Origin of the sequence: Rhodococcus sp. FH8, from assembly GCF_019266085.1 — a bacterium.
Lineage (GTDB): Bacteria > Actinomycetota > Actinomycetes > Mycobacteriales > Mycobacteriaceae > Rhodococcus_F > Rhodococcus_F qingshengii.
Window position 1 is genome coordinate 840,612 of record NZ_LPNQ01000057.1, and the last position, 25,878, is coordinate 866,489.

29 protein-coding genes are annotated in these 25,878 nt (G+C 61.0%); 19 read left to right on the plus strand and 10 right to left on the minus strand.

The window, feature by feature from the left end:
- The first annotated feature begins 15 nt into the window (after positions 1-15).
- A complete protein-coding gene (locus tag ATN38_RS06670; RefSeq protein ID WP_228232235.1) occupies positions 16-1,140 on the plus strand; it encodes an alpha/beta hydrolase in 1,125 nt (374 codons plus the stop codon).
- On the opposite strand, the gene ATN38_RS06675 is transcribed toward ATN38_RS06670, so the two are convergent.
- The gene (locus ATN38_RS06675; RefSeq protein WP_030535226.1) at positions 1,076-1,666 is read right to left on the minus strand and encodes a TetR/AcrR family transcriptional regulator; all 591 of its coding nucleotides are present in this window, start codon (positions 1,664-1,666) and stop codon (positions 1,076-1,078) included. The two genes, ATN38_RS06670 and ATN38_RS06675, sit on opposite strands and share 65 nt — an antisense overlap.
- 130 nt (positions 1,667-1,796) lie before the next feature.
- Between ATN38_RS06675 and ATN38_RS06680 the strand changes: the two genes are divergently transcribed.
- From ATN38_RS06680 to ATN38_RS06705, 6 genes are all read left to right on the plus strand, one after another.
- Positions 1,797-2,801, plus strand: a complete 1,005-nt coding sequence (locus tag ATN38_RS06680; protein ID WP_054831204.1) for a patatin-like phospholipase family protein — start codon at positions 1,797-1,799, stop codon at positions 2,799-2,801.
- Between the two features lie 13 nt (positions 2,802-2,814).
- Positions 2,815-4,347 (plus strand): NAD(P)/FAD-dependent oxidoreductase, encoded by a 1,533-nt coding sequence (locus ATN38_RS06685; protein ID WP_218747741.1) that lies wholly within the window; start codon positions 2,815-2,817, stop codon positions 4,345-4,347.
- The gene (locus ATN38_RS06690; RefSeq protein WP_007733788.1) at positions 4,344-5,222 is read left to right on the plus strand and encodes an SDR family oxidoreductase; all 879 of its coding nucleotides are present in this window, start codon (positions 4,344-4,346) and stop codon (positions 5,220-5,222) included. The genes ATN38_RS06685 and ATN38_RS06690 overlap by 4 nt, the downstream gene beginning before the upstream one ends.
- Before the next feature lie 19 nt (positions 5,223-5,241).
- On the plus strand, positions 5,242-5,760 hold the full coding sequence (locus ATN38_RS06695) for a GNAT family N-acetyltransferase (RefSeq protein WP_003940356.1): 519 nt from the start codon (positions 5,242-5,244) through the stop codon (positions 5,758-5,760).
- 90 nt (positions 5,761-5,850) lie between these two features.
- On the plus strand, positions 5,851-6,270 hold the full coding sequence (locus ATN38_RS06700; RefSeq protein ID WP_030535224.1) for a hypothetical protein: 420 nt from the start codon (positions 5,851-5,853) through the stop codon (positions 6,268-6,270).
- A complete protein-coding gene (locus ATN38_RS06705; protein WP_003940277.1) occupies positions 6,270-6,458 on the plus strand; it encodes a helix-turn-helix transcriptional regulator in 189 nt (62 codons plus the stop codon). Before ATN38_RS06700 ends, ATN38_RS06705 begins: the two co-directional genes overlap by 1 nt.
- Positions 6,459-6,515: 57 nt before the next feature.
- Here ATN38_RS06705 and ATN38_RS06710 read toward each other — a convergent pair whose 3' ends face one another.
- From ATN38_RS06710 to ATN38_RS06730, 5 genes are all read right to left on the minus strand, one after another.
- Complete coding sequence (locus tag ATN38_RS06710; RefSeq protein WP_007733785.1) at positions 6,516-6,743, minus strand: hypothetical protein; 228 nt, start codon at positions 6,741-6,743, stop codon at positions 6,516-6,518.
- Positions 6,744-6,824: 81 nt separating this feature from the next.
- On the minus strand, positions 6,825-7,652 hold the full coding sequence (locus tag ATN38_RS06715) for an ABC transporter ATP-binding protein (protein ID WP_003940591.1): 828 nt from the start codon (positions 7,650-7,652) through the stop codon (positions 6,825-6,827).
- Positions 7,636-8,736 carry an aliphatic sulfonate ABC transporter substrate-binding protein gene (locus ATN38_RS06720; RefSeq protein ID WP_042451442.1) on the minus strand — a complete coding sequence of 367 codons (1,101 nt, stop codon included), beginning with the start codon at positions 8,734-8,736 and terminating at the stop codon, positions 7,636-7,638. The genes ATN38_RS06715 and ATN38_RS06720 overlap by 17 nt, the downstream gene beginning before the upstream one ends.
- On the minus strand, positions 8,733-9,590 hold the full coding sequence (locus ATN38_RS06725; RefSeq protein ID WP_003939782.1) for an ABC transporter permease: 858 nt from the start codon (positions 9,588-9,590) through the stop codon (positions 8,733-8,735). Before ATN38_RS06725 ends, ATN38_RS06720 begins: the two co-directional genes overlap by 4 nt.
- Positions 9,591-9,834: 244 nt before the next feature.
- Positions 9,835-10,761, minus strand: coding sequence for a bifunctional 2-polyprenyl-6-hydroxyphenol methylase/3-demethylubiquinol 3-O-methyltransferase UbiG (locus ATN38_RS06730; RefSeq protein WP_042451446.1), 927 nt, complete (start codon positions 10,759-10,761; stop codon positions 9,835-9,837).
- A gap of 88 nt (positions 10,762-10,849) precedes the next feature.
- Between ATN38_RS06730 and ATN38_RS06735 the strand changes: the two genes are divergently transcribed.
- The 4 genes from ATN38_RS06735 to ATN38_RS06750 all read left to right on the plus strand — a co-directional run bounded on the left by ATN38_RS06735 (position 10,850) and on the right by ATN38_RS06750 (position 14,254).
- The gene (locus ATN38_RS06735) at positions 10,850-11,695 is read left to right on the plus strand and encodes an LLM class F420-dependent oxidoreductase (RefSeq protein ID WP_042451448.1); all 846 of its coding nucleotides are present in this window, start codon (positions 10,850-10,852) and stop codon (positions 11,693-11,695) included.
- A 105-nt stretch (positions 11,696-11,800) separates the two neighbouring features.
- Positions 11,801-12,373 (plus strand): flavin reductase family protein, encoded by a 573-nt coding sequence (locus ATN38_RS06740; RefSeq protein WP_042451450.1) that lies wholly within the window; start codon positions 11,801-11,803, stop codon positions 12,371-12,373.
- Positions 12,366-12,992, plus strand: a complete 627-nt coding sequence (locus ATN38_RS06745) for a superoxide dismutase (RefSeq protein WP_003940303.1) — start codon at positions 12,366-12,368, stop codon at positions 12,990-12,992. Before ATN38_RS06740 ends, ATN38_RS06745 begins: the two co-directional genes overlap by 8 nt.
- Positions 12,993-13,162: 170 nt before the next feature.
- Positions 13,163-14,254 carry an alpha/beta fold hydrolase gene (locus ATN38_RS06750; protein ID WP_007733778.1) on the plus strand — a complete coding sequence of 364 codons (1,092 nt, stop codon included), beginning with the start codon at positions 13,163-13,165 and terminating at the stop codon, positions 14,252-14,254.
- Between the two features lies 1 nt (position 14,255).
- Here the strand turns inward: ATN38_RS06750 and ATN38_RS06755 are convergent, their stop codons facing one another.
- Positions 14,256-15,524: a VWA domain-containing protein gene (locus ATN38_RS06755; protein ID WP_042451454.1), complete on the minus strand. Its 1,269-nt coding sequence runs from the start codon at positions 15,522-15,524 to the stop codon at positions 14,256-14,258.
- Positions 15,525-15,696: 172 nt separating this feature from the next.
- On the opposite strand from ATN38_RS06755, the gene ATN38_RS06760 reads away from it, so the two are divergent.
- A complete protein-coding gene (locus ATN38_RS06760) occupies positions 15,697-16,659 on the plus strand; it encodes a sensor domain-containing diguanylate cyclase (protein ID WP_042451456.1) in 963 nt (320 codons plus the stop codon).
- Between the two features lie 90 nt (positions 16,660-16,749).
- On the opposite strand, the gene ATN38_RS06765 is transcribed toward ATN38_RS06760, so the two are convergent.
- Positions 16,750-18,054, minus strand: a complete 1,305-nt coding sequence (locus ATN38_RS06765) for an HNH endonuclease signature motif containing protein (RefSeq protein WP_218747743.1) — start codon at positions 18,052-18,054, stop codon at positions 16,750-16,752.
- A 158-nt stretch (positions 18,055-18,212) separates the two neighbouring features.
- Between ATN38_RS06765 and ATN38_RS06770 the strand changes: the two genes are divergently transcribed.
- The 5 genes from ATN38_RS06770 (at position 18,213) to ATN38_RS06790 (ending at position 21,291) form a co-directional block, all read left to right on the plus strand.
- The gene (locus ATN38_RS06770) at positions 18,213-18,716 is read left to right on the plus strand and encodes a MarR family winged helix-turn-helix transcriptional regulator (protein ID WP_042452691.1); all 504 of its coding nucleotides are present in this window, start codon (positions 18,213-18,215) and stop codon (positions 18,714-18,716) included.
- 11 nt (positions 18,717-18,727) lie between these two features.
- Complete coding sequence (locus ATN38_RS06775; RefSeq protein WP_021332078.1) at positions 18,728-19,786, plus strand: LLM class flavin-dependent oxidoreductase; 1,059 nt, start codon at positions 18,728-18,730, stop codon at positions 19,784-19,786.
- Between the two features lie 8 nt (positions 19,787-19,794).
- Positions 19,795-20,361 carry an FMN reductase gene (msuE, locus tag ATN38_RS06780; protein ID WP_019745144.1) on the plus strand — a complete coding sequence of 189 codons (567 nt, stop codon included), beginning with the start codon at positions 19,795-19,797 and terminating at the stop codon, positions 20,359-20,361.
- The gene (locus ATN38_RS06785) at positions 20,358-20,885 is read left to right on the plus strand and encodes a hemerythrin domain-containing protein (RefSeq protein ID WP_030535215.1); all 528 of its coding nucleotides are present in this window, start codon (positions 20,358-20,360) and stop codon (positions 20,883-20,885) included. Before msuE ends, ATN38_RS06785 begins: the two co-directional genes overlap by 4 nt.
- 73 nt (positions 20,886-20,958) lie before the next feature.
- Positions 20,959-21,291 carry a CD225/dispanin family protein gene (locus tag ATN38_RS06790; RefSeq protein WP_054827127.1) on the plus strand — a complete coding sequence of 111 codons (333 nt, stop codon included), beginning with the start codon at positions 20,959-20,961 and terminating at the stop codon, positions 21,289-21,291.
- Between the two features lie 36 nt (positions 21,292-21,327).
- Here ATN38_RS06790 and ATN38_RS06795 read toward each other — a convergent pair whose 3' ends face one another.
- Positions 21,328-22,482, minus strand: coding sequence for a lipase family protein (locus tag ATN38_RS06795; RefSeq protein WP_042452699.1), 1,155 nt, complete (start codon positions 22,480-22,482; stop codon positions 21,328-21,330).
- 38 nt (positions 22,483-22,520) lie between these two features.
- On the opposite strand from ATN38_RS06795, the gene ATN38_RS06800 reads away from it, so the two are divergent.
- The gene (locus tag ATN38_RS06800; RefSeq protein WP_042452701.1) at positions 22,521-22,979 is read left to right on the plus strand and encodes a DUF5990 family protein; all 459 of its coding nucleotides are present in this window, start codon (positions 22,521-22,523) and stop codon (positions 22,977-22,979) included.
- Between the two features lie 76 nt (positions 22,980-23,055).
- Positions 23,056-24,537, plus strand: a complete 1,482-nt coding sequence (locus ATN38_RS06805) for an NAD(P)/FAD-dependent oxidoreductase (RefSeq protein ID WP_042452703.1) — start codon at positions 23,056-23,058, stop codon at positions 24,535-24,537.
- A gap of 523 nt (positions 24,538-25,060) precedes the next feature.
- Here the strand turns inward: ATN38_RS06805 and ATN38_RS06815 are convergent.
- Positions 25,061-25,831, minus strand: a complete 771-nt coding sequence (locus tag ATN38_RS06815) for an ABC transporter permease (protein ID WP_042452705.1) — start codon at positions 25,829-25,831, stop codon at positions 25,061-25,063.
- Positions 25,832-25,878: the final 47 nt, after the last annotated feature.

The following is a 25,878-nucleotide window of genomic DNA, read 5'->3' on the forward strand; positions in this document are numbered from 1 at the left end:
GGTAGTCTGCGCCACGTGTCGGAATCCGTGAAGCAGGCCAGCAGCCGCAGCATTCGAGATCGCGCCGAAGCATCCTTGGTGGCAGCCGCATTCGCACTGCCCAGCGCGGTGAAACGTCGAATCACCGGACCACCCGTCGTCATCGAGGGCAACACGCTCGACGCCGACGCACACCTTCTGCTCACGCTCGCGAAGACGCGGCCACTCCCCTCGCATTCAACCGATCCCCAGTCACTCGCCGCTGCTCGCGCCAATCTCACCCGAACCGCGATCATGATGGGCGGCAGGCCCACGCCCGTCCACACCGAGGAGATCTCCGTTTCGGGTGCCGACGGCCCGCTTCGCGCCCGGCTCTACGTCCCGACAGCCGACACCGGCGCTCTGCTCGTCTACTTCCACGGCGGCGGGTGGGTACAGGGCAGCATCGAATCCCACGATGCCCCGTGCCGCCTGTTGGCCGAAACCTCCGGCGCACGGGTCATCTCGGTCGACTACCGGCTCTCACCCGAATTCGCTTTCCCCACACCGGTACACGATGCCTACGCCGCCTACCTCGATATCGTCGACCGCGCCGACGAGTTCTGCGCAGACCCGACGCGCATCGCTGTCGGGGGCGACAGCGCGGGCGGGCATCTTTCCGCAACGGTCGCGCTGCGTGCCCGCGACGACGGCAAGACCCCACCGGCGGCGCAGCTGTTGATCTACCCCGCGACCGACTTTCACGAGAAGGCCCCCTCGCGAACGACGTTCGGTGAAGGTTTCTTCCTGACCGAGGCCAACATGAACTTCTACGAGTCCAGCTTCCTCGGCAGCAATGCCGATCGACTCGATCCGATGGTGTCGCCGCTACGCGCCCCCGACGCGACCGGACTGCCGCCGGCCATCGTGATCACGGCGGGATTCGATCCACTCCGGGACGAAGGCGAAGCCTACGCAGCTCGATTGCGCGACAACGGTGTTCACGTGACCGATCGACGCTATCGCGGGTTCATCCACGGCTTCGTCAACGTTCTGGGACCGAGCGTCGGTTCGCGCACCGCCGTCGCCGAGATCGGCGGAATGCTCCGCGTTCTACTCACCCACCCAGCAAAATCTCCCGCAACGTATCCACCAGCGGATCAACCGGCAGCTCAGGGCTGATCGCACGCTGTAGCCCCAAACCGATTCCGACGCTGAGTATGCGCAGTGCCGCGGCGTTCGGGTCCAGTGCCGGCGTCACGCCGTTGGACTCGGCAAGATGTTGCACCACTCCGGCAATCAGTCCGCGCACCTGATCGGCACCCGTCGCGATCTTTTCGCGGATCTCTTCGCTGTGCCGCGATCGCACCGAGAACTCGACTTCGAGCAACGTCCATCTCTTGTCCCCGATGGTTCGCTCGGCCCATCGCGCGAACTCGGCCACCGCGTCGTCGAGCGTTGAATTGGCTCCGAGCTGCGAGGTGATCTCGCCGACCTTGGTCAACCTGATTCGGCCGAGCACTTCGGCGCACAACTCGTCCTTGTTCTTGAAGTTCGAGTACACCGCACCTTTGGAATAGCCGGCATCCTCGGCGATCTGATCGAGCGACGCGGCGGCGTACCCGCGATCGAGAAAATGTTCGACGGCCGTCGCCAACAAGGTCTCGCGGGTCATCGCCTGCGCTTCCTGCCTGGTCAATCGCGCCATCGGAACCTCCTCGCGGTTCTGAGTATCGAGATTCCAACGGTAGCCGAATACCGGAAGCGCACCGCAGGCGCACTCCCGAAACCCAAATTTGGGGTACCCACGTTATTCAGATACTGATAGTCTCCGAAATATGACTTCAGAAGTGACCGGCACCACCGCGCCCGGGCCCGGACGACACAGCGCGCCTAGACGCGGCTTGGCAATCGGATGCGGCGGCACCCTCGGCTTCGCCTGGACCGTTGCTGCCCTCGCCTCGGTTCGGGACGCCCTCGACTGGGATCCCCGCGAAGCCACCGCCATCATCGGCACGTCCGCCGGAGCCGAGTTCGTGACAATGCTCGGCAGCGGAGTCGGCGTCGACGAGCTGGTAGCCATGCAACTCGGAGAACCCGCCGCACGTCCCGAACTCCTCGCCCACACAGCATCGGCACCCGGAAAAATCCCGCCACTACCGAGTTTGGGGATCGGCAATCCACGACTGGTGACGCGTCGAGATCTTCCCGTTCTGAGCCGGATGAGCGGTATCGCACCGCGTGGTGGCGGCGACCCGTCCTGGCTCACCACGCTCGCCGAATCTCTTGCCCCTGGCGATTCGTGGCTCCCACATCCGTGCGCGTACATGGTATCCATGGACTACAGAACCGGGCGACGGGTCGCGTTCGGGGCACAGGGGGCTCCGAAAGCGACAGTCGGTGAAGCGCTTCGAGCGTCTTGGGCGATTCCCGGCTGGTTCCCACCTGTCACCATCGACGGCGTCAGGTACATCGACGGCGGCGCGGCATCCACGGCATCGGTAGACCTCCTGCTCCCCCTCGAACTCGACGAGCTGGTTGTACTGGCGCCCATGGCATCTCGAACACTGAAGCCGGCGCGCGGTGCTGCCCGCATCGAACGCGGCGCCCTGCGGAACTCCATGTCCAAGGGCCTCGACCGGGAAATCGAACTGGTCCGCGCTGCGGGAACCAGGGTCTTGCGCATAGACGCCACCGACGACGATCTCGCCGTCATGGGCGCCAACTTCATGGACGGCCGACGGCGGCTCGCCACGTTCGAATCATCACTACGTACAACACGTGCGAGCGTGAAACGCGAACTCGATGCGCGCCCGTTCCACTCCACCCCGTCCCACCAGTGAAAGCGCAGACTCAGTGAACAACAGAACTGACCACTTCGAGGTCGTGATCATCGGTGGCGGGATCTCCGGGATCGGTGCCGCAATTCACCTGCAGCGCCTCGGGATCGACAATTTTGTCCTGCTCGAGAAAGCTGACTCCCTCGGCGGCACCTGGCGCGCCAACACCTATCCCGGTTGTGCCTGCGACGTTCCGTCCGGCCTGTACTCGTATTCCTTTGCCGCCAATCCGGATTGGACCCGACTGTTCGCGGAGCAGCCGGAGATCCGCGAGTACATCGAGGACACGGCCGTCCGCCACGGCGTCGACAAGCACGTTCGCTTCGGGGTCGAAATGCTCTCCGCACAGTGGGACGCATCGCAATCACTCTGGAAGATCACAACTTCCAGCGGTGAACTCACTGCTCGTTTCGTGATAGCCGCCGCCGGCCCGTGGAACGAACCCTTGACGCCCACGATTCCCGGCCTGGAAACGTTCGAGGGCGAGGTGTTTCATTCCTCGCAGTGGAATCACGACTACGACTTGACCGGAAAGCGCGTCGCCGTCGTAGGTACCGGCGCTTCCGCAGTCCAATTCGTGCCGCGCATCGTCTCCGACGTGTCCGCCCTTCACCTTTACCAACGCACCGCTCAATGGGTCCTTCCCAAGCCCGATCACTACGTACCGCGGATCGAAAGGTCCGTCATGCGATTCGTACCGGGAGCGCACAAGGCTCTACGCAGAATCGAATACGGAATCATGGAAGCGCTTGGATTGGGGTTCCGCAATCCGTGGATCCTGCGTATCGTGCAGAAACTCGGGTCGGCCCAATTGCGCTTGCAGGTGCGCGATCCGAAGCTACGCAAGGCGCTGACTCCCGACTACACCCTCGGTTGCAAGCGACTACTCATGTCGAACTCGTACTACCCGGCCCTCGGCAGACCCAACGTGACCGTCCATGCCAACGCAGTCGAAGAGATCCACGGCAACACCGTGATCGGAGCCGACGGAGTGGAATCGGAAGTGGACGCCATCATCTTCGGAACGGGCTTCCACATCCTCGACATGCCCATTGCATCAAAGGTATTCGACGGAGAAGGTCGATCACTCGACGATCATTGGCAGGGAAGCCCGCGGGCGTACTTCGGTTCCGCCGTCAGCGGATTCCCCAACGCGTTCATTCTGCTGGGCCCGAGCCTCGGCACCGGACACACGTCGGCCTTCATGATTCTGGAAGCCCAACTGAACTATGTGGCACAGGCGATCGGCCACGCTCGTCGGCACGGCTGGAAAACCATCGACGTGCGCCCGGAAGTACAGGCAGCCTTCAACTCTCAAGTTCAGGAGGCATTGGGTACAACGGTCTACAACGCCGGTGGTTGCGAAAGCTATTTCTTCGACGTCAACGGCCGCAACAGCTTCAACTGGCCGTGGTCGTCAGGAGCCATGCGTCGACGGCTACGGGCCTTCGATCCATACGCCTACAACCACACGCTGTCCGACAACCCTGCGTCAGACGACACCGCCGCTGAGCCCACCACCACCCCCGAACCGGAGTACACCACATGAGCCTTTTCGGCACCACCTACCCGCCGATCGATCTCGACGGAGCAGTCGTCGTCATCTCCGGAGGTGGCCGCGGAATCGGCCGGGCCACAGCGGAGTTGTTCGCAGCTCGCGGCGCACTCGTCTGCGTCGGCGACCTCGACGAGGAGACGGCCGTCGACACCGCCGCATCCATCGGCGCACGGGCCCGCGGGTACGCTCTGGACGTCACCTCACGCGAATCCTGGGATGTGTTCGTCTCCACAGTGATCGGCGAATTCGGTCACATCGACATTCTGGTCAACAATGCGGGCGTGATGCCGCTCGGCAGCTTCCTCGACGAGTCCGACGCCACCAGTCGAGTAACCCTCGACGTCAATGTCTGGGGCCCGATTCACGGGATGCGCACCGTGCTGCCCGGCATGGTGGATCGGCGACGCGGCCACGTCGTCAACATCGCATCCATGGCAGGCAAGCTACCGGTGCCAGGAATGGCCGTGTACAACGCAAGCAAGTTCGGTGCGGTGGGCCTTTCCGCCTCTGCTCGTGTCGAATTCGCAGATTCCGGCGTCAGCGTCAGCGCCATCCTGCCCAGCGCGGTGCGCACCGGGCTCTCCTCCGGTGTGCCACTCGGAAAGGGCATGCCGACGGTTGAACCCGAGGTCGTGGCCAAAGCTGTCGTCGACACGGTCGCGCACCGGCGAGCCGAAACTACTGTTCCGCGTTACCTTGCGGGCTGGGACCTCATCGACGCTGTAGTACCCGAATGGATGATAAACATCGGACGCCGGGTGATCGACGATCGCCGCGCGCTGACATCGGTAGATCCGAACGGGCGTGCGGACTACGAAAAGCGAGTGGCACGTCAGGCCGAAAACGAGGAGCACGATCGGAGATGAAGCGGGTAGTTTCGTGGCCATGTACATCCGCCGCGAAACTTCTTCCGACCGTGACGCAATCTATTCACTGCTCGGGGCGGCGTTTGCCGACCAAGCGCCGCCCGGCGAGTCTCCCTACGAGATCGAACTGACACGTCAGCTCTTCGCCTCGAACGACTACTTACCGAAGTTGTCCCTTGTCGCCGTCGCCGGTGATGAGATCGTTGGTTTCGTGATCGGAACACGCGGATGGGTCGGTCCCGTTGAGGCGGTTGGCCTCGGCCCGTTGGCAGTCACACCGGACAACCAACGCAGCGGCGTCGGTTCGGCGCTGATGCACGCGGTGATCGGTGCGTCCGACGCTCTGGACGTGCCACTGCTCGCCCTCCTGGGCAGCACCGAGTACTACCCGCAGTTCGGGTTCGTCACCAGCACGGACGCCGGGATCGAGTCTCCGGAAGCCGAGTGGGGCGAGCACTTTCAGATCAGGACCCTCACCACGCACCGCCCCGATCAGACGGGGAAGTTTTCATACGCAGCGCCTTTCGGGGTCGCTTGACCCTCAGCGCGATGTAAGAGTTCTTTGACATCCAGCGCACGTAGACCTACGCTCAGGCATGTCAAAGAACTCTTACACCTGGGAGGCTTCATGAGCACCACGGCACGGTGGAGCCTGATCATCGGTATCGGCGTCGCAGCAACGCTAGCCTTCAGCTTTTTTGCAGCATTGACCGCCGATGATCGGAAGACGTTGGCCTTCATCGTCTTCGCAATCGTCATGGCACCGGCTTGTATCGGGTCGGCGTGGGCCCTTTTTCCATCGGAGAACGACAAGGCCCCCGCCTACCCCGAGGACACCGTCGAAACAGAATGGAGTCGCAAGGCCGGCTTCGGCGCGTTCACCGACTTGATCACTGCCATGGGGATCGCGCTGATCGCGCACAATGTCTTCGGCGCTCCCGAACTGCCGCTCGTAATGTTTACAGCCCTCGGTCTGGCCGACTTCGGAATCCGGTACTGGGCAGTGTCGAGGGACCGCACCCCACATTCGAGATCTGACGAGATCTGATGCGCAACAACCTTCAAGAACTTCGTACGGCAGCCGGATTGTCACAGCAAGCGTGCGCCGACGCGCTCGGCATCACACGCCAGACCGTCATCTCGATCGAGAAGGGACACTTCGACCCGCGTCTGTCACTGGCGTTCCGAATCGCCGAATACTTCGACAAACGCGTAGACGACATTTTCTCCAGCTGACGCCGTCTCGAACTGACGGAAGATCAGTCGAGCTGCGGTTTCAGTCGAGCTGCGGTTTCAGTCGAACAGAGTTGGCGATCCGTTTTCGTCGTTCCCGTCTTCGACGGCCGTTGCCTTCTTGCCCGAGCCCTTGCGGACGACGGTCAACGTCGTCGTTCGACGCGACAACCTGTGCCCGTCACTGTGTTCGAGCAGCGCCATCCCCTGGCGAACTTCGACTACCGTCCACGGACCCGCATGGCCGGCTGCCTGCACGAGGTCACCGGACTCCACCTCAGTTGCCATGACCACTCCTTGTTCGTCGTGTCCTGCACGTTCTCCTTCCCATTATCGACGCAGCCACCTGGTAGTCGACGCGCAGGGTACCTACGCTGCAGCTGCAACCTTGACCGCATGGCCGACTTCGGCTCGGAATGCCGCGTATTCGGGTGAGCCTCGGAGATCGTCGGGATCGACGCCGGTTCGTGGCAGATCGATTTTCAGGTCGAGCGCGACCTTGCCCGGTCGGCTTGTCAGAACTACGACGCGGGAGCCGAGAAAGGCCGCCTCGTCGGCACTGTGAGTGACGAAGACACTTGTTCGCCCCGATTCGGCACTGACACTGCGCAGGTCCTCCTGCAGACGCTCGCGAGTGAGGGCGTCCAGCGCGGCAAAGGGTTCGTCCAACAGGAGCAACGACGTTTCGGCCGCCAAGGCACGAGCAATTGCCACCCGCTGCTGCTGCCCGCCGGAGATTTCCCAGATACGCCGGTCCGCAGTGCCGACCAGACCGACGCGGTCGAGAAGCTCGTCACGCCTTTGCCCGCGTTCGCTCTTCGCAACGCCGGCGTATTTGAGTGCCAGATCGATGTTGCCGCCCACCGATTTCCACGGAAAGAGCCGTGGCTGCTGAAACACCACTCCCGCACTCGACCCGGGAATCGGGTCGGATCCGGAGACCTGAACCGTTCCACTGGAAGGATTTTCGAAACCCGCGATCAGCCGCAGCAATGTGCTCTTGCCGCAACCCGACGCTCCGACGAGAACCAGAAACTCACCAGGTGTGACGTCGATCGATACGGGCCCGAGTGCCGTGACGGACTCTCGACCGTGGCCGTACCTGTGCGAGACGGTGTCGATTCGGATCGCGCCCGGGCGGTCGGCAGCGAATCCTCCCGAGGCCTGCTGTGCGGTCACGCTACTGGTCAAGGACATCGGGAAGCCCCTTCACATAGAGAGCATTCTGAAAGACCGCCAGATCAGGCACACTGTCGATCTGCTTCTGCTCGGCCAGGAATTGCGCTGCACTCTGCAGGTTCACTGCCAGATTCCCGGGAGCGCCCTCGGTGCCCAACCATTCCGGCGAGGAGATCTGCTCCGGAGTGAGGAACACACCCTGTTTCAACTGCGCTGCCGCGTCGTCCTTCGAGGCGCCTAATTGTGCGGCAACAGCTTCCGCTGCCGCGTTCGGATCAGTGGCGATCGTCGTGAGCGCGCGGGCCTGAACCTGGCGCCAGGTGTCGACGATCTCGGGGTGATCCTTGGCAAACGCAGTCGACACCACACCAAGATCGAGTGTCGGCTTTCCTGCTGTCGCGAGCTCACGGCTGGCGATCAACTGTGTTCCGTCCTTACGGAGTTCGTCGAGCGTGGGCAGCCAGGTGTAGACGGCATCGATGTCACCGCGCTGCCAGGCTGCGAGGGATGCTTGCGGCTGGAGATCCACCAATTGGACGTCGTCGGCACTGAGTCCGGCCTGGTTCAGCGCTGCCAGCAGACTGTAGTGCGCGGTCGAGGCGAATGCCGTGGCCACTTTCTTGCCGCGCAGATCTGCGACGGTCTTGATTCCGGTTGCGTTGCGCGCCACCAGGGCTTCGTTGTCGCCGGCCACGTCCAGAACAAACGCGACCTGATACGGAATGTTCAGCGGTGCCGAGAGGCCACGAGCAACCGGACTCGAACCGATTGCGCCGAAATCGATTTCACCGGCGATGAAGGCGGTGTTGATGTCGGCTCCCGAATCGAACTTCGTCCACTTCACGTTGTACTCGGGCAGTGCGTCTTCGAGCCAGCGATTGTTCTTGACTATCAAGTCGCCGCTCGGGAACGACTGGTAAGCGATACGGATCGTTTCCTTGGACGAATCCTGGCCCGAATGATCCACCGAGCACGCACCGAGAACAAGGGCAAGGACGCCGATCAGCACCGTGAACGCCGTCCGGGCAGCCCTTCCTTCATTGGGCGTCGAATTACTGCTGCGCTTCAGATTGCTGCTGGCGTGTTTCTGATTGTCAGTCATACTTTTCCCCTCCAGGGAACGGCGCGGCGCTCTGCAGCCCGCAGCAGTCCGTCGATGATCAGGCCGGAGAATCCGATGGCAAAGATCCCCACCAGCACGACCGGTGTGTTGTTGTAATTGCTTGCATCCTTGACCATTCCGCCAATTCCGGGGATGCCGTTGAACAGTTCGGCCGCGACCACCGACGAGTACGCCATACCTACCGACAGCCGAATGCCCGTGAAAGTTTCCGGTAAGGCCGACGGGACGACGACGTCCCGGATCACTTGCGCCCGTGAGGCTCCCAGGGCCCTGGCCGCTTCGACAAGTCCGACCGGCGCCGCGACCACAGCAGCTGTGGTGGCCACCGCTGCCGGCGGAAGAGCAGCGAGCGCCAGCAATGTAATCTTCGGCGCCTCGTCGATTCCCAGCCAGATCACCAGCAGGAAGAAATACGCCAGGGGCGGCAGTGCGCGCAGGAACGTCAACCACGGTTCGAGCAGGCTCCGCAGCCATGTCACCGATCCCATGGCCAAACCGAGGATCACGCCCAATCCGACGCCGATGATCACACCGACCAGCACCCGTCGCAGCGTCATGTAGAGGTGCTCCCAGAGCAGGTAGCCCTGGTAGCCGCGCACTCCGTCGTGCGTGGTCATCGTGTTGACGAAGGCATGCCAGACCGTGCTCGGGAACGGCACGAAGGTCTCACTCCAGGTGCCGCTCGCGGCAGCGACCTGCCACAGGGCCAAGAATGCGATCACGGAAAGCACCGGCAGTCCGACAGTGGTCGCACTCGAAGTCCACGGCCGACGCGGCTCACGGTTCGGTTCCGTGACTGATGTTGGTTCTATTGCTTCGACAGGAGTCGACATCGCTGTTCTTCCTCGACGTACGGAAAATTCCGGCACACATGCAGCAACGGGCGCATATGCAGGGGCGAAGGCGCACAGAGCGGCGCCATTCTCACTCAGGAGAGTCGGAAGGAATCAACAGCAACAGCAGTTGGCACCAAGACGGCACAGGTCGACGGCGATGCGTCGTGTCAGTGGCGTCGAGGGCATGGGGGTAATTACTACCTGTGTCTGCAATTACCCGCAAATGCGGGGGAAATAGGCGTCAGTCGGCCAAGCGAACCGACAGCGAATACATGAGCGGGATCTCGGGTCGTCCGGCCGGGACTCCCCAACGCTTGCCGCCGAGTTCAGCCATCTCCTCGAATCCTTGCCAACCGTTGGCGTACGGGTACTCGTCGAAAGACTCGAGCGTCAATCCGGCGCGCCGCAAAGTTCCTAGCACCTCGGAAATGGACCAGTTGAATTCACATGAGGGGAAAGGATTTTCAAAGTTCTCGACTCCTTTTCCCTCAGCGCCTGGCAAGACGAGATCGGCCGAATCTGCCACGTAGTCGCCCACGCCACGGGGTTCGGTCACGGGAGTCCCGCCTCCGTACGGGTATGTCAGCGACCACCTCTCGTCGAAACACATGGCAAACGGATGAAACTCCACCAGAACGAATCGACCGTTCGGCGCGAGAACACCGGCAATCCCCTCGGCCCACTCGTCGAGATCGGGTAACCAGATCACCGTTCCGTACGAAGAAAAGACTCGGTCGAACTTTCTCTGGCCAGCGGCAGCAGCGCGGAGCCACGCAGATACATCGGCACGCTCGAAATCGGCGGCAATTCCGGATTCCGCGGACAAGGTTCGGGCGAAGTCGATCGCGGAATCCGCGATGTCGACGCCGGTCACCGCGGCACCGAGAGCGGCCAAACTCAACGAATCCTGACCGGAATTGCACTGCAGATGAAGAATCGAGGAGCCGTCGATCTCGCCGAGCAGCGCCAGTTCTTCCGGATACAAGGTCGACCCGCCGTTGCGAAAGAACTGTGCCTGGTCTCCTTTGTGACTGTTGTGAGCGACGGTCGCCGCATTCCACGACAACCGATTCATCTCCGCTGCATCCATCACTACTGCATCCACCTCTACTGCATCCACTTCTCGACCCACAACAAGTCCGCCCGAGTTCACCACGTCCCAGGTCACGTCGGCAATCGATTTACTGGGCTGGAAACCTATCCGAACGAAGATGCAACAGGTTACAGTTTTTCGACGGACCATCGAAGGAGAACCAGTGCGCTACGGACTCAGCCTGTTCACCAGTGATCGCGGCATCCGCCCTGCCGATGCAGCAAAGGCTGCGGAGGCGAATGGATTCGACGCCTTTTACGTTCCGGAGCACACTCACATCCCCGTCTCGAGGGATTCCGATCACCCCGGAACCCAGTCGGCCGAATTGCCCGACGACCGTTACATGCGCACACTCGACCCCTGGGTTGCCCTCGGCACCGCCGCGTCGGTCACGAATACCATCCGATTGGGCACCTCCGTGGCTCTCCCCCTCGAACACGATCCGATCACTCTCGCGAAAACCATCGCATCGCTGGACCATCTTTCCGGCGGACGCGTGGTCTTCGGCGTCGGATTCGGCTGGAATGCAGAGGAACTCGCCGACCACGGCGTACCGCCCAACAAACGCCGGACCGCACTCCGGGAGTATCTCGAAGCCATGGGTGAACTGTGGTCGAAGGAAGAAGCTTCGTACGACGGCCAATTCGTGAAGTACGGACCCAGCTGGGCGTGGCCCAAACCAGTTCAGAAGCCCCGTCCTCCCATCCTCTTGGGCGGCGGCGGCAACGAGAAGACTTTCAAGTGGATCGCAAAGTCTGCCGACGGGTGGATCACTACACCCATCGAGCAGGAGATCGACGGAAACGTGGAACTGCTCCGAAAGATCTGGGCCGAGGCAGGTAGAGTCGGCGAGCCTGAAATAACCGTCCTGGCAGGCAAACCCGATTCGGAGAAGCTCGCCCACTGGGAAAACATCGGTGTCACCGAAGCAATGTTCGGCACTCCGGACAAGAGCCCCGACGAGGTTGTCGGATACATGGAACGTCTGGCAGCCAAGCTCGGACGGTGAGGTCCGCCACAGCATCTTGACCTCAACTGCACTCGAGGTTTTAACGTCGGTATTGCACAAGACAGTGCAACGGCAGCAAAACCCGAGACAGAAGAGGGGCGAGGAGTGACCACAAAACTGGTTGGCACCCAATCTGTTTCGGACGACTCTGTTGATGCGGAGCCGTCCATCCGAAACTCCTTCGTCGAGGCGTTCCGGAACCATCCCGCCGGCGTCTCGATCATCACCGCAACGGGCGATGACGGCCCGGCCGGCATCACGTCATCGTCGGTGATCTCGATCAGCGCCGATCCTGCAGTTCTGGCGTTTTCACTGCAGTCGTTGCGAGGCTCTGCGAGCGTCATCGCTTCCGCCCGCAGTTTTGTTGTTCACCTGGCAAATTCGGCGAACGAACGACTGGCTTCCACGTTCGCAACCCGCGGCGCTGTGCGCTTCGGAGACGATATGCCCTGGTCGTTTCTCTCGACGGGTGAACCGTTCCTGCATGGGACAGGCCACGCCCTGCGTGCGGTTCCCTTGAATGCCACTACATGTGGCGCCGCAGTGATCGTCACTGCACGCGTCGTCGACGTCATCGATCCGCAGCACATGTCAGCGCCGCTCGTCTATCACAATCGAACCTATCGAAATCTCTCGACTCACAACATTTCCTCAAAGGAAGGCATGTCACATGACTGAATACGTTCTCCCCGAACTGGATTACGACTACGCCGCTCTCGAACCGCACATCTCCGGCGAGATCATGGAACTGCACCACAGCAAGCACCACGCCACGTACGTGGCGGGCGCCAACAGCGCAATCGAGCAGTTGGCTGCTGCGCGCGAAGACGGCACGATCACCGCGAAGGCGCCGCTGCTCAGCAAGAACCTCGCCTTCCACCTCGGCGGCCACACCAATCACTCCATCTTCTGGAAGAACCTCTCCCCCAACGGCGGTGAGCGGCCAGAGGGCGAGTTGGCAGCCGCAATCGACGAGCACTTCGGCACCTTCGACGCATTCGTCAACCACTTCTCCGCTGTAGCAACCACTTTGCAGGGGTCCGGCTGGGCGGTACTGGCCTACGACACGGTCGGGCAGCGCCTGGTCATCGAGCAGCTCACCGACCAGCAAGGCAACATCAGCATCGGTATCGTTCCGTTGCTCATGCTCGACATGTGGGAGCACGCTTTCTACCTGCAGTACAAGAACGTCAAGGCCGACTACGTGAAGGCCTACTGGAACGTCATCAACTGGGAAGACGTTGCACAGCGATACGCGACGGCCACAGCCTCGACCGGCTTGATCGTCCCCGCCTGATCGTCCCCACCCGATCACTGCCATATCACCCCGATCAGCCCAGCTCGGCACGGTGGCTCCGTTGCCGAGCTGGGTTTTTACACCCCCGAGATCGATGTATGTGAAGGCAGGTAACATACACCGAGCGCGGCTGACTCGGCCGTCCGCCGATTCGACTCCGAGGGGAACCAGTGCTCGATATCAGTGGTTTGATCGCGACGTGGCGTCCGACGCTGGACACCGCAGCACGCAATGCATGGGGACTCTCGTTCGGCGACGGTGTCGAGAAGACCGAACGCACCCCGTCCGTACTGATCAGCGAAGGTCCACACCGCGATCTGTATCGCTTCGGCGCATTGTGGAGGCCAAGAGGTAATCCGGTTCTCCTCGTACCGCCCCTCGCGGTTTCAGCCGACTGTTACGACCTTCGTGCGGGCCAAAGCCTCGCCGCGCACCTACTGGATGGGGCGAACACGCCCTACCTCCTCGACTACGGGACCATGCGGTACTCCGACCGCGGGATGGGTTTCGAGGCCTGGGTCGACGACATCATCCCGGAAGCGATCCGTACGATCTCGGACCTACATGACGGCGCACCGGTTTCGCTGATCGGGTGGAGCCTCGGCGGGACCATGTCTCTGCTCACGGGCTCCGCTCACTCCGACCTGCCGATCGCATCGATCACGGCAATCGGAACGCCAATCGATTACACGAAGATTCCCGCTATCAGCCCCTTGAGGCTGATCGGCAAATACACGGGCGACACCCCACTCACGTCCGCGACCAATCTTGTCGGCGGACTACCTGCTCCACTCGTTCAGGCGAGTTACAAGGTGACGGCGTTGCAGCGCGAAGTTCTCAAGCCATGGTTCATCATGCGCAACCTCCACAACACCGAGACACTGGCTCGCATGGAATCGATAGACAAGTTCATGGCAGCCATGCCTGGATACCCTGGCAAGGCTTTTCAGCAGATCTGCGAACAACTCATGCTCGGCAACAATCTCTACAACGACGCCGTCACGCTTGCCGGACGCGAGATCAAACTGTCAGCTCTGAGCGTTCCCGTTCTCGCGATCGGCGGCACCACTGACGTGATTGCACCCATCGCTTCGGTGGAAGCAATCACGTCGGTCCTCACCGGCGCGCCGTCGGTCCGGTTCGAGAAGGCGCCGGGAAGTCACCTCGGGCTCGTTGCCGGCCCCACCGCGAGAGACTCCACCTGGGCGCACATCGACGAATTCTTGAAAGAGAATGCACCGCAGTTGGTTTCGACCAGCTAAATCACGGCGTTGTGATGCCCGCGGCTACAGCTGCCTTGTGCCAATCCGGGAATTCACTCAGCAAACGGGTGTACAACTGGGCGTCGTCGACGGTGTCGATGTCGTCCAGCGCGAAGAATCCGGCATTGTCGACCACCCTGCCGTCGAGGTCGTCGAGCTTCTCCAGCACTCCGTAGTTGGCCTTGCCGATTCCGACGAACTGCCAAAAGGCCGGGAGCCCAGACGCTTCGCGCATCAATTTCGTGATTTCCTTGCGCTCGCTGAAGCCACCGTCGGTGAAGAACAGGACGAGCGTCGGCGCCGAACCACGTGTCAGGCCGGAAAGAATCTCAGTCATGATCGGCACTTCACGATTTGCGGCGCCGATCTTGTCATAGTTGAATCCGCCGTGCGAGCCGCGCAAGTGCAGGTAGGTATCCGACCACTCTTCCGCGTCATGGACAGAGATCTCGGGGAGTTTGACGAAGCTGACTGCATACAAGTACGGCTCCAGCTTGCCGTCGTCATCGAGTTGGATCGCAACGGGAATCATGCGTTCGACAACACGATGCACCACTCTGGTGCGGTACTGCTTGGCCATACTTCCGGTTTTGTCGATCACCAGGACCACCCGTGCCCGAATTCCGTTGCCACCCTTCGTCAGCAGGACCTTGGCCACTTCGCGCTTTCGGAGGTCCAGCTTCTCCCGCTTCACCATGGAGAGTTTGGCTTCGTCGGGCACGGTCCGAATGCCGTCTGTCGTTTCAGCAGAGCCGGCGGGTCGAGCCTGCGGTTCCTCGTCGACCGACACTCCGAATGCTGTTACCAGGTCCGCCAATCCGCTGTCCCAGCCAGCTGACACGTTTCGCAGCTTCCAGCCCGCGCCGCGGCGATAGATCTCGACGAGAACCGCTGCCCTCTCACTCGTCAACCCCAAAGCCTGAGCCACGATGGCGGTGGAACCAACCTGCTCCACCACGACACCAAGGCTCCCGACAGCAGACAGGGTTCCGTTTGCCGCCGCATCAAGTGCCACGGCAACACTCAGCTGATGGATGTCAGCGGGCAACCTCGCAATGTCGATTTCGATGACGCCGCCGGACTCCAAGCGCACCGCGCCTTCGGGTGAGACCGGCTGATTGAAGAAGACAAAATCTGCGTCGTCCCGTACTTCGTTCCGTTCGTCGAGCTGGAACACCATCAGGTCTACCGTGCCCGGGGCGCTACCGTTCACCGCCACCTTCAGCGAAGTTCCCTCAATGACTGTGTTCGCTCCACGCGCCAGCTCCATACCGGAAGATTAGCTGGCCACCAAAGAATCAACGGCCCCGCGGTCGGAAGAATCACAGCACACTTTCAGCAATCGCTAGGATTCTCGAGGCAGACTGTTCGTGGAAGATTTGTCGCACGCGGGACAAGAGCCTGAACATCGACAGAATCCTAGGGTCGATCAGGAGGTCAAAATGCCGCACGGCCAGACGCGCACCATCCCGATGTTGCCACTCTTGCCACCTCTGACGAATTTCGACGACGCAAGTCGCTCGGTCGTGTCCTACCTCGACGAATATCTTCCGCTGGCACTGTGGTCGATCACGCGGTTCGACGGGTCCAATCAAATCTTTCTCACCGTCTCACCCAACCCACTTCACATCGAAGTCGGCGAGACCCGGGCTTGGCCAAACACCATGTGCAGCGAGGTGGTACTCGGAAATGCGCCGCCAGTCTCATCGAATCGCGCGCTCGTGCGCGCACTGTCCCGTGATGGCAGATGGGAAGGCATTGGCGCATACGTCAGCATCCCAATCCTCCACAACGACGGCAGTCTCTTCGGCACTCTGTGTGGCGCCGACCCGAGTGCGGGCGACTCCGCGCTCGAGGACAACCTAGCCCTCCTCAATCTCCTGTGCCGACTTCTCGGAACCATTCTCGATGTCGACTATCAGCGCGCGCAGTCAGTCCGACTGGCCGAAACTGCGCAACTCGATGCCGAGACCGACCCGTTGACAGGTCTTCTCAATCGGCGCGGGTGGAATCGCATCCTCGAGGCCGAGCAAACTCGGTACCGCCAATTCGCCGATCCGGGAGCTATCATCATCGTCGATCTGGACGACATGAAGACCATCAACGACGAACTCGGCCACGCCGCGGGCGACGAATACGTTCAAAGGGCCGGCAAGATCTTGGCAGCGTGCGCGCACCCTGGTGCGGTGGTTTCACGGTTGGGCGGAGACGAGTTCGGAATCGCTCTGCCCGATACACAGCCGCGCGCCGTCGACTACCTGCTCGAGTGTTTGGAGAAGGCGTTCCGGAATGCCGACGTCTATTGTTCGATCGGTCGAGCCGACTTTTCCATGACCCAAAGCCTTTCCGAGACTTGGGATACGGCCGATGCGGAGATGTACCGCCACAAGCGTTCGAAGCGCTGATTAGCCTCCCCCACGGCCTGTTGGCACCGCATCGAGGTCTCCTTCAATGCGGTGCTCGGCCGTGTTCTGTTGTGCCCGAGGAGTACTACCTCAGGTTTTGAAGGTGGTGTTCGCCGGTCGCGGGTGCTGCTGCGGGTCGATCGAGGGCGGCGGAATGAACCACGGTTTGTTGTCGACACCGATCCGAATCGCCCATTTCCCGACGAACCCGGATTTTCGGTGCATCAACCGATGATGTGAACGGCACAGCAGGACCAGGTTGTTCATCACCGTCGGGCCACCGTTGGCCCAGTGCTTAATGTGATGCGCATCGGTCCAGGCGGGTACGCACGTGCAGCCGGGGAAGGCGCAGCCTTTGTCCCGGGCGATCAACGCCACTCGCTGTTCGGCGGTGACCAATCGTTTTCCTGGTTGCGCATCCAAGGGCGCGCCGTGATCGTCGAGCAGAACGGTCGAGAGGAAACAATCACACCCGAGAAGCCTGGTCTGCGACACCGACAGCGGTCCGAGCCAGGGCATGTGCCCGACATCAAGATCCGACACAGCCATTCCGTCATCAGCAGTGGAGGGTGCTGCGGCGCAGTCCCGATGCTCCGCCAGATCCCGAGCATTGATGTGAACGTTCACGTGCGGGCGTTGGCCACCGTCTGTGCCTGTTTTGGCGCAGTCGAGATACCGGCGGATCAGTTCGGTGAACCCGTCGGCAGTTCGTTTCGCTGCCGACCGAGAATCCGGGGTTCCATCCGGTGCCGGGGTCGGCATCGTCAAATTCGACAACGCCGACAACAACATTTCGCCGGTGAGGGCATCGAAATCACCACGCACCACCACCCGACCGTTCAACGTCGACGCGATCCGCAACTCATTGAGATCGACATCCTCGGCGGGCGGGATCTCATCCGACTCGAACAACCGCTCCAACGTCGCGATCACGTTCCGCACCTTCGTCGTCGTCGCCTCCACACCCGACGCAGCAGCCAACAACAAATCGATGCACTTCGGGAGCGCCTCCTCCGGCATCCCCTTCGGCGGTGACTCACAGAACGCCACGATCAACACAGCATGATCGAACGAGCAATCCCCGCCATCGAAGCCTGCCGCCACCGCCGGAAACGGCCGCAAAGCCGCACCCAACGCGGCGATCTTCTTCCCGTCCCGAACCTGCAACATCGTGTTAGCCGCCAACCAGGACCCCACCCCGCGACTGGCAATCACCTGATCATCCGGGCGCAACGACAACTCGTCCACCACCGCCACACGCACAGCTTCGAGGCGCAGAATCTCCACACTCGCCTCGACAGCAGCCTCACGCAACTCAGCAGCAGTCAACCGCCACAGGCGTCCGCGCAACCCCACCGCAGAACCCGACACCACATCCGACAACAAGACACTCATTGAATCCCCCGATCCCCTCCCCAAACAATACTCGAACATACGTTCGAGTCAACCCCTTGCTACCAGCGCAAATGAGAGCAGGGAATAGTTCGACCGTCGCACGCGTATTATTTGAGTAAGCAATACTTGCGGTCGCAAATAAATGGAGGGCGTCACCGATGACAACTGATGAACACGTACGTGGTCGTGTGTGGCGCGACCTCGTCGTCTCCCACAGCGTCATCCTCGGCAAGATGGAGGCGGACCTTCGAACCACCACCGGACTCACCCTTGGCCAGTACGACGTTCTGCTCCGACTGCACGAAGTTCCGGGAAACACGATCCGAATGGGCGATCTGGCCGAACTGGTCCTGGTCACCACCAGTGGCGTGACGCGCGTCGTCGATCGATTGGTCGAGGCCGGATTAGTGGAGCGTGTTAGACCGGACAACGATCGACGCGTCGTGACGGTATCGATGACGCCTGCGGGCAAGAAGACGCTTCGAAAAGCGTCCGCCATACACACGCGAGGGATCGCCGAATACTTCTCCGATCTCATTGAAACCGAGGAGCTTCCGGTACTCGAACGCTTCTTCTCCCGACTTGCCACACATCACACGAATCAAGGCGGCGCATGCGATGCGCACGTAGAACAACTCTCCATCACCCCCACGAACAGATAGCGAGAAACAACATGGCTTTCGAATTGGGCGTCTACCATTTCGGTGAACTCACCCCAGATCCCACTACCGGCGCGATGATGAATCCCGGTGTCCACCTTCGCCATTTGGTGGAGCAGGCAACCGTTGCCGATCAGGTTGGACTCGATGTCTTCGGCGTCGGCGAGCACCATCGCACCGACTTCGCAGTCTCAGCCCCGGCAGTTGTGCTCGCGGCAATGGCTCAGGCTACCGACAACATCAAGCTGTCCAGCGCCGTAACCGTACTCAGTTCCGACGATCCCGTCCGTGTGTTCCAACAGTTCGCGACAGTCGACCTGCTTTCCGAAGGCCGTGCCGAGATCATTGCCGGCCGAGGTTCGTACACGGAGTCATTTCCGCTTTTCGGGTACGACCTGTCCCAGTACAACGAACTCTTCGCCGAAAAGCTCGATCTACTACTGAAACTGCGCGACGAGAACCCGATCAACTGGGAAGGACAACTTCGCGCACCACTGATCGACGGTGACGTGACGCCCCGCCCGGACCGTCAGATTCCGGTGTGGATCGCAGTCGGAGGTACTCCGGCCTCTGTCGTCCGTGCCGCGAAACTGGGCCTGCCCCTCTCACTGGCCATCATCGGTGGAAGCTACCAACAGTTCGAGCCGTTCGTCGATCTGTACCGCAGGGCTGCAGCGGAGTTCGGACACGATCCGAAGAAGCTCGCTGTCTCGATTGCTTCGCCAGGATTTGTCGATACCTCGAAGCAAACAGCACTCGACACGTCGTACCCGTACTTCCAGGCCGGGTGGATGCAGAATCATCATCAGCGGGGAAACGGAGTTCCCATGCCGCGCAGGGCATACGAGGCGCAGGCAACCACCGCGGGTGCGTTCTTCCTCGGCGGCCCGCAGGAAATCATCGACAAGACGATGGCGCAGTACGAACTGTTCCATCATGACCGCATCATGATCCAGATGGGGTTCGGCAACGTGCCACAGAAGGACATGCTGCGTGCGATCGAGATCCTCGGCACCGAAGTAGCCCCCGTTGTGCGTAAGGAAATCGAATCACTGAAGTCGTCCCAAAAATAGGAGTTTCGATGAGCACACCGCTCAAAATTGTTGCCGTTGTCGGCAACCTTCAAAAACCCTCCAAGACTCGTGCCCTCGTCGACCTGATCGTCGAAACCTTGGGAGACTTCGAGCAGATCGACACACGAGTTTTCGAGATCGTGGATCTGATTCCAGGTCTTGCATCTGCTCTGGATCGCGATCACGTCGACTCAGTGACCGCCGAAGCGCTGGCAGCAGTCGAGTCCGCCGATATCGTCATCGCGGCGTCACCGGTGTTCCGAGGCTCGTACACGGGAATGTTCAAGCATTTCTTCGATCTCGTGGACCAGTACGCGCTTGCCAACACTCCGGTGATTCTTGCTGCGACAGGTGGCAGCGACCGCCACGCTCTCGTGTTGGACCATGCCCTGCGTCCACTGTTCGCTTTCTTCCAAGCGCTGACCGCTCCGGTCGGGATCTATCTCAGCTCAGGTGATTTCGACGGAACGACTATCCTCAACCCCGAGGTATTCGAGCGTATCGAGATGGCAGCAAAGGACGTCCTGCCGGTAGCGAGGATGCTCGCGGAGCGGGATCGAGTTGCGCTGACGTGAACACCCCTCATTCGCACAACACGGCAACAGTTGCCGGTCTGAGGATGATCGAACAGCTACGTCAGGTTCACGAACCTCTGCGAGCCGATATCGAGGTACTCGAGAATGCCCTGCAACTGTTTTCGGACGAAACCGCCGATCTGACTCGGATACCCGAGATGATCGACAATCTGACGATCGCGGATTTCGTCTGGCAACTACGGGTCAACTGCGACTTCTACTGCAACACGCTGACTCTGCACCACACCATCGAAGATCAACGAATGTTCCCGGTAATGACCAGGAACTTTCCCGAGTTGGCCCCTGCGGTCGAACGACTGCAGGCAGAACACAAGCTTGTCGGGGAGATCGTGTCGGAAGCCAAGCGTGCGTCGCTCGCGCTGAGCACCGAATCCTCCACGGTCAATCGGGCACACGCCGCAATCTCCGAATTGGCGGATCATATGCAGTCGCACCTCGATTTCGAGGAGGCCACACTCTTTCCGTACTTCCGAAGGATGGATCGCGACTGGCATTACGGCTGATCGCGCACACTCAGTGATTCTTCAGCTCCATCGCAGTAGCGTCGAAATGGCCACCTCATGTCAGGAGCCCCCCATGACCACCCCGGATCAACCCACTGTCCAGCAATCCGTTCCTCAGCACCCGATTCGACCACCCGTCAATGCGGGCTGGGCAGTGGTCTCGCTGCTGTTCTTCTGGCCGCTTTCCTTCTCCGCTTTCACGCACGCCTTCAACGTGTATCCGCTGTGGGCTGAAGGCGATGTGGCCGGGTCGCGGTACGCGTCCGATCGAGTGAAACGACTCGGTCAGATCTCGCTGTGGATCGCAGGCGGGCTACTTCTCCTGGTCTGCATCCTGTACGCGATTGCGGCAATCGTGTGGTTCGCCAACGGTGGCCACGATTACGGGCCGCGACGTATGCGCTGAACAACCACACTGAAACAACAACAACACCGCCGAACATCACCTCATCAATCGATCGACGAACTCCATGGTCTGGTCCATCGAAGCGACCGTCGTTTGACCGTGGCTGATTCCGGCGAGTTCTTGATACTCGAACTGCGTTCCCCGCGAACGCATGTCGACCAGTTGCGCCCAGGTAAGGGCGACAGGAACCGTTGTGTCCGACACGCTCTGCACCACGCGCAGTGGACGGTCGTAGCCGTCGACCGGCACCTGCATCATCTCGCGGAACAGGTCGTACATGCGCGGCGTCCATACCGACCGAGAAAACAACGAGCTCAACTGGATTCGTTCGGCTCGAATGTGTCGGCCGAGATCTCCGGCGCACAGTGTCCGAGCCTTTTCCATCCACTCGATCCCCTGCGGCGAGAGAACCTCGCGAATGTTCTCTTCGGGTCGTTGATCGTCGATCCCGGCCAGGACGTACAGCGCATATCCCACCAGCCCGGTGATACCGATGTCGGGAAACAGCGGGCCGCCCAACGGAAACAGCCCTTCCATGTGTGTGGGGCCTGCGACGACAACCGAGCCACGGAAATCCAATTCCGGTGCACGAGTGGTGGCATCGTGTCCCGCGAAGTACGCCGCATGACCACCTTCGGACAAACCCGCGACCATCCACCGCGGACTCAGCACATTGCCGTACAACTCGTGCGCGGCCCGCACGATGTCGACGGCATTCGCCCCGGCGGCATGTCCGTCGAGATAGGCCAGCACCCCGTCGGTACCAACTCCCGAGTAGTCGGTAGCGACCACCGCGTACCCCTGCTCCAACCAGCGTTCGATCGGTTCGATCTCGCCCGGACCGAATCCGGTCGACGAGGGTGCACACTGATCCGCACTGCCCAAAGTTCCGTGGGCATAGGAGATGACGGGCCAACCGCCCGCCGGTGGGGCGCCTTCCGGCAGAAACACGGACCCTGACGACTCTCCCCATCTGTCAGCGGTACGCAGAGTTCGATAGACGACCCGCTGCGTCTCACCGGCGCCGACCGGAAACACTGCGGCCGAGAGTTCGCCATAGGACTCCAGCGCGCCCGCGACTTCCGGTTCGTCCGCCGTCGCCACTGCAACACCTGACCCCCACCCGAGACCCGACAACAGAATGCTCGCCACCACGGCCGCAACAAAGGTTCTACCCGAACGACTCACCACGCCAACCCCTCCCGACCTATGCAGAGCATGATGTCGATATGCAGATCATCATCACCGGTCACAGCCTGCCCGGACGTGAGTGTTCCGAAACCGCAACCTTCGAAGAGCGCAGCAACATCCACGTCGGCGTTCAGCGCCGAGGCAAGCCACACGAAATCCTCGACCTCGTACCGGGAGATACCGAGACAGTGCGATGGGAACTGACAGCGAGTCTGGAGCGAAAGTCCGGTGCCTGGGACTTACTCGGTCCATACATCCAGGGTCCACCTCGCGGACGCTTCATCTACCTGTCCTGGGTGACGGTATCCGATGACCAGACGTTCGAGATGTTTCGGCGCGCAAAGCTGATGCTCGACGCGATCCCCGAGCACATCGCCGAGGAGGCCGACGCTTCCGGCATGCTCCACGGAGACCTCGGCCTCACCGACGCCGCAGGTAAACCACTGTGTGCGGCTATCCGACCGCCGACGATCACATGGTCATCCTCGCCTTACTGAGCATCGTTCAGTAGTGTGGAGATCGAGCACTTAGTGTACCCGGTGGCCCCACACGATCGATACGGAGTCCGAACTGATGAGCACCGAACACCTCGATGTCCTGATCGTCGGCGCCGGCTTGTCCGGCATCGGTGCTGCGTATCGACTCCAGACCGAGCTTCCCGGCAAGTCGTACGCAATCCTCGAGGCCCGTGCGAACAGTGGCGGAACCTGGGACCTCTTCAAATACCCTGGCATCCGATCGGATTCCGACATGTTCACGCTCGGCTACCCGTTTCGGCCGTGGACAGATGCCAAAGCAATCGCCGACGGTGATTCGATCCTCCGGTACGTGCGCGACACCGCGCGAGAGAACGGGATCGACAAGAAGATTCGGTACAACCGGAAGGTGACGGCCGCATCATGGTCGTCGGCGGACTCGACGTGGTCAGTCACGGTCACGACCGGCGACGAAGACGAAACATTGACCTGCAATTTCCTCTATCTCTGCAGCGGTTACTACAGCTACGAGGGCGGATACACCCCCGACTTCCCCGGACGTGAATCGTTTGCCGGCGAGGTTGTGCACCCGCAGTTCTGGCCCGAAGAACTCGATTACTCCGACAAGAAGGTCGTTGTGATCGGAAGCGGCGCCACCGCAGTCACATTGGTCCCCACGATGTCACGGGACGCAAGCCACGTCACGATGCTCCAGCGATCACCGACATACATTCTGGCTCTGCCGTCCAGCGACAAGGTATCGGACACCATCCGCGCAGTATTGCCGAATCAACTCGCGCACAGCATCGCTCGATGGAAGAGCATCGTAGTGAACCTGAGTTTCTATCAACTGTGCCGGCGCAGTCCAGCGCGTGCAAAGCGGTTGCTGAACCTCGCGATCAGTCGCCAACTCCCGGAAGAGATCCCACTCGATCCTCACTTCACACCCACCTACGATCCCTGGGATCAACGCTTGTGCGTCGTACCGGACGGCGATTTGTTCAAAGCCCTCCGATCCGGCAAGGCCTCGATCGAGACCGATCGCATCGACACTTTCACCGAGACCGGAATTCGTCTCGCGTCAGGTCGCGAACTCGAAGCTGACATCATCGTCACTGCAACAGGATTGAAGATGGAAGCGTGCGGCGGGATGTCGATCGAAGTGGACGGCGAACCCGTCACCCTCGGTGATCGTTACGTCTACAAGGGCATGATGATCAGCGACGTACCGAACTTCGCGATGTGCGTCGGCTACACCAACGCCTCGTGGACTCTGCGAGCAGATCTCACGTCGATGTACGTCTGCCGACTGCTGACGGAGATGGACAAGCGCGGCTATTCGAAGTGCGTGCCGCACGCGAGCGAAGAGATGGACCAGCGGCCGATCCTGGACCTGGCGTCGGGGTACGTCATGCGTGCTGTGGAACAGTTCCCGAAGCAGGGATCGAAGTCACCGTGGAACATGCGTCAGAACTACATCCTTGATCGTCTTCACTCGACGTTCGGGAGCATCAACGACCACATGACGTTCTCGAAGGCGCCAGCTCGACAGTCGACGCCGGTACCGAGCAAGAGTTGAGCGGACCACGAACAACCAGGTAGAGCAATCGGGCGAAGCCACCAATCGATCCGACGACAAAGAACACACCCGAACCTGCGACTACTGCACAGAGCGCACCGAGAACGATGATCGCCGACGCCTCTACCATTCGACCGGCGGACTCCGATCCGAGAACGTGTATTTCATCAACTCCTTCGTCCATAAAACTATTTTCAGCCAACCGTCCAGCCGGTTTGTAGGGACTTTAGTCGCGAGTCGGATCAAAATGGACTCATAATTGCAGGTCAAGCGTTCAGTTGGCCATTCCGGCCGGATGATCTCCAGTCCGTTCCGTTGTGATGGTCGGCAACCGAGTGCTGGTCGAATACATGGACGATTCACGAATCGACACGGTCGTATCAAATCTCCGTGCCTCTCCACCCACTCTTACGCAGGGTGTGGCCCAGCAGCGTGATCACCAGTGAAAACATCGGCAGGGCAATGATCACCCTCGCGGCAAACACCCCCGATCTTCCCGGCCGCGTCCTTCGCAGCGACAAGATCAACGAACTCGCGCAGGCCTGACAGCTTGGCCTCGAAAGACGAAACCGCGGGCGACGAGTTCCAACGCCACGGCCACCGAGCAGGTTTGTGCCAACAACAACCCTGCCAATACAAGAATTTGCACAGCACCGGCCTGAACGGCCGATCCCGTCGCGAGCAACACACCGACAAAGGCTCCGGGCAATGTCACGAGGCCGACGGTGCGTGTCTGGTCGACTCCAGGCAGCAGAGCATCGGAGGCAGCGGTGCGGGCTACCTCCCACCGCGCATCGCGTTGGGAAAATCCAAGGCTCAGTGCTGCTTCCACTTCCCCGTACCGGTCGTCGACGGCGTCGAGTCCGCGTTTGGCTGCCATCGATGTTGCAGTCATCGCGCCACCCAGAACAATGCCGCCGATCGGCACCAGAGCGACGCCTTGCAGCGGAACCACTCCGGACAGCAGCATCAGTGGCAGAACCACACCGATTCCCGACGCCAACGCGATGGTCAGCCAAACTCCGGACGTCCCCGCGTTCGAGCGTCGTGCCGCGGTGAAAGACGCTGCAACGAACATGCCGACGAGCACGAGGAGCGCCGACCAGATGTGAGCCAAGGCGGCGGCAAGGATCAACGAAATCGCAGCCAACTGAAGAGCGCCACGAGCGAGGGCACCGGGGACCACCCGAACGCTACCGAGATAGGTGAATCGGTAGACGAGCGTGGCGACAAGTGCCATGACGATGCAGAGCACAGCCAGACGGATGCCGGAGTCGGCTATCGAAAGGCTCATGGGTCTCAGTGTTCCCTACGAGCCGAGTCCGATCCGAATTCGAGAAC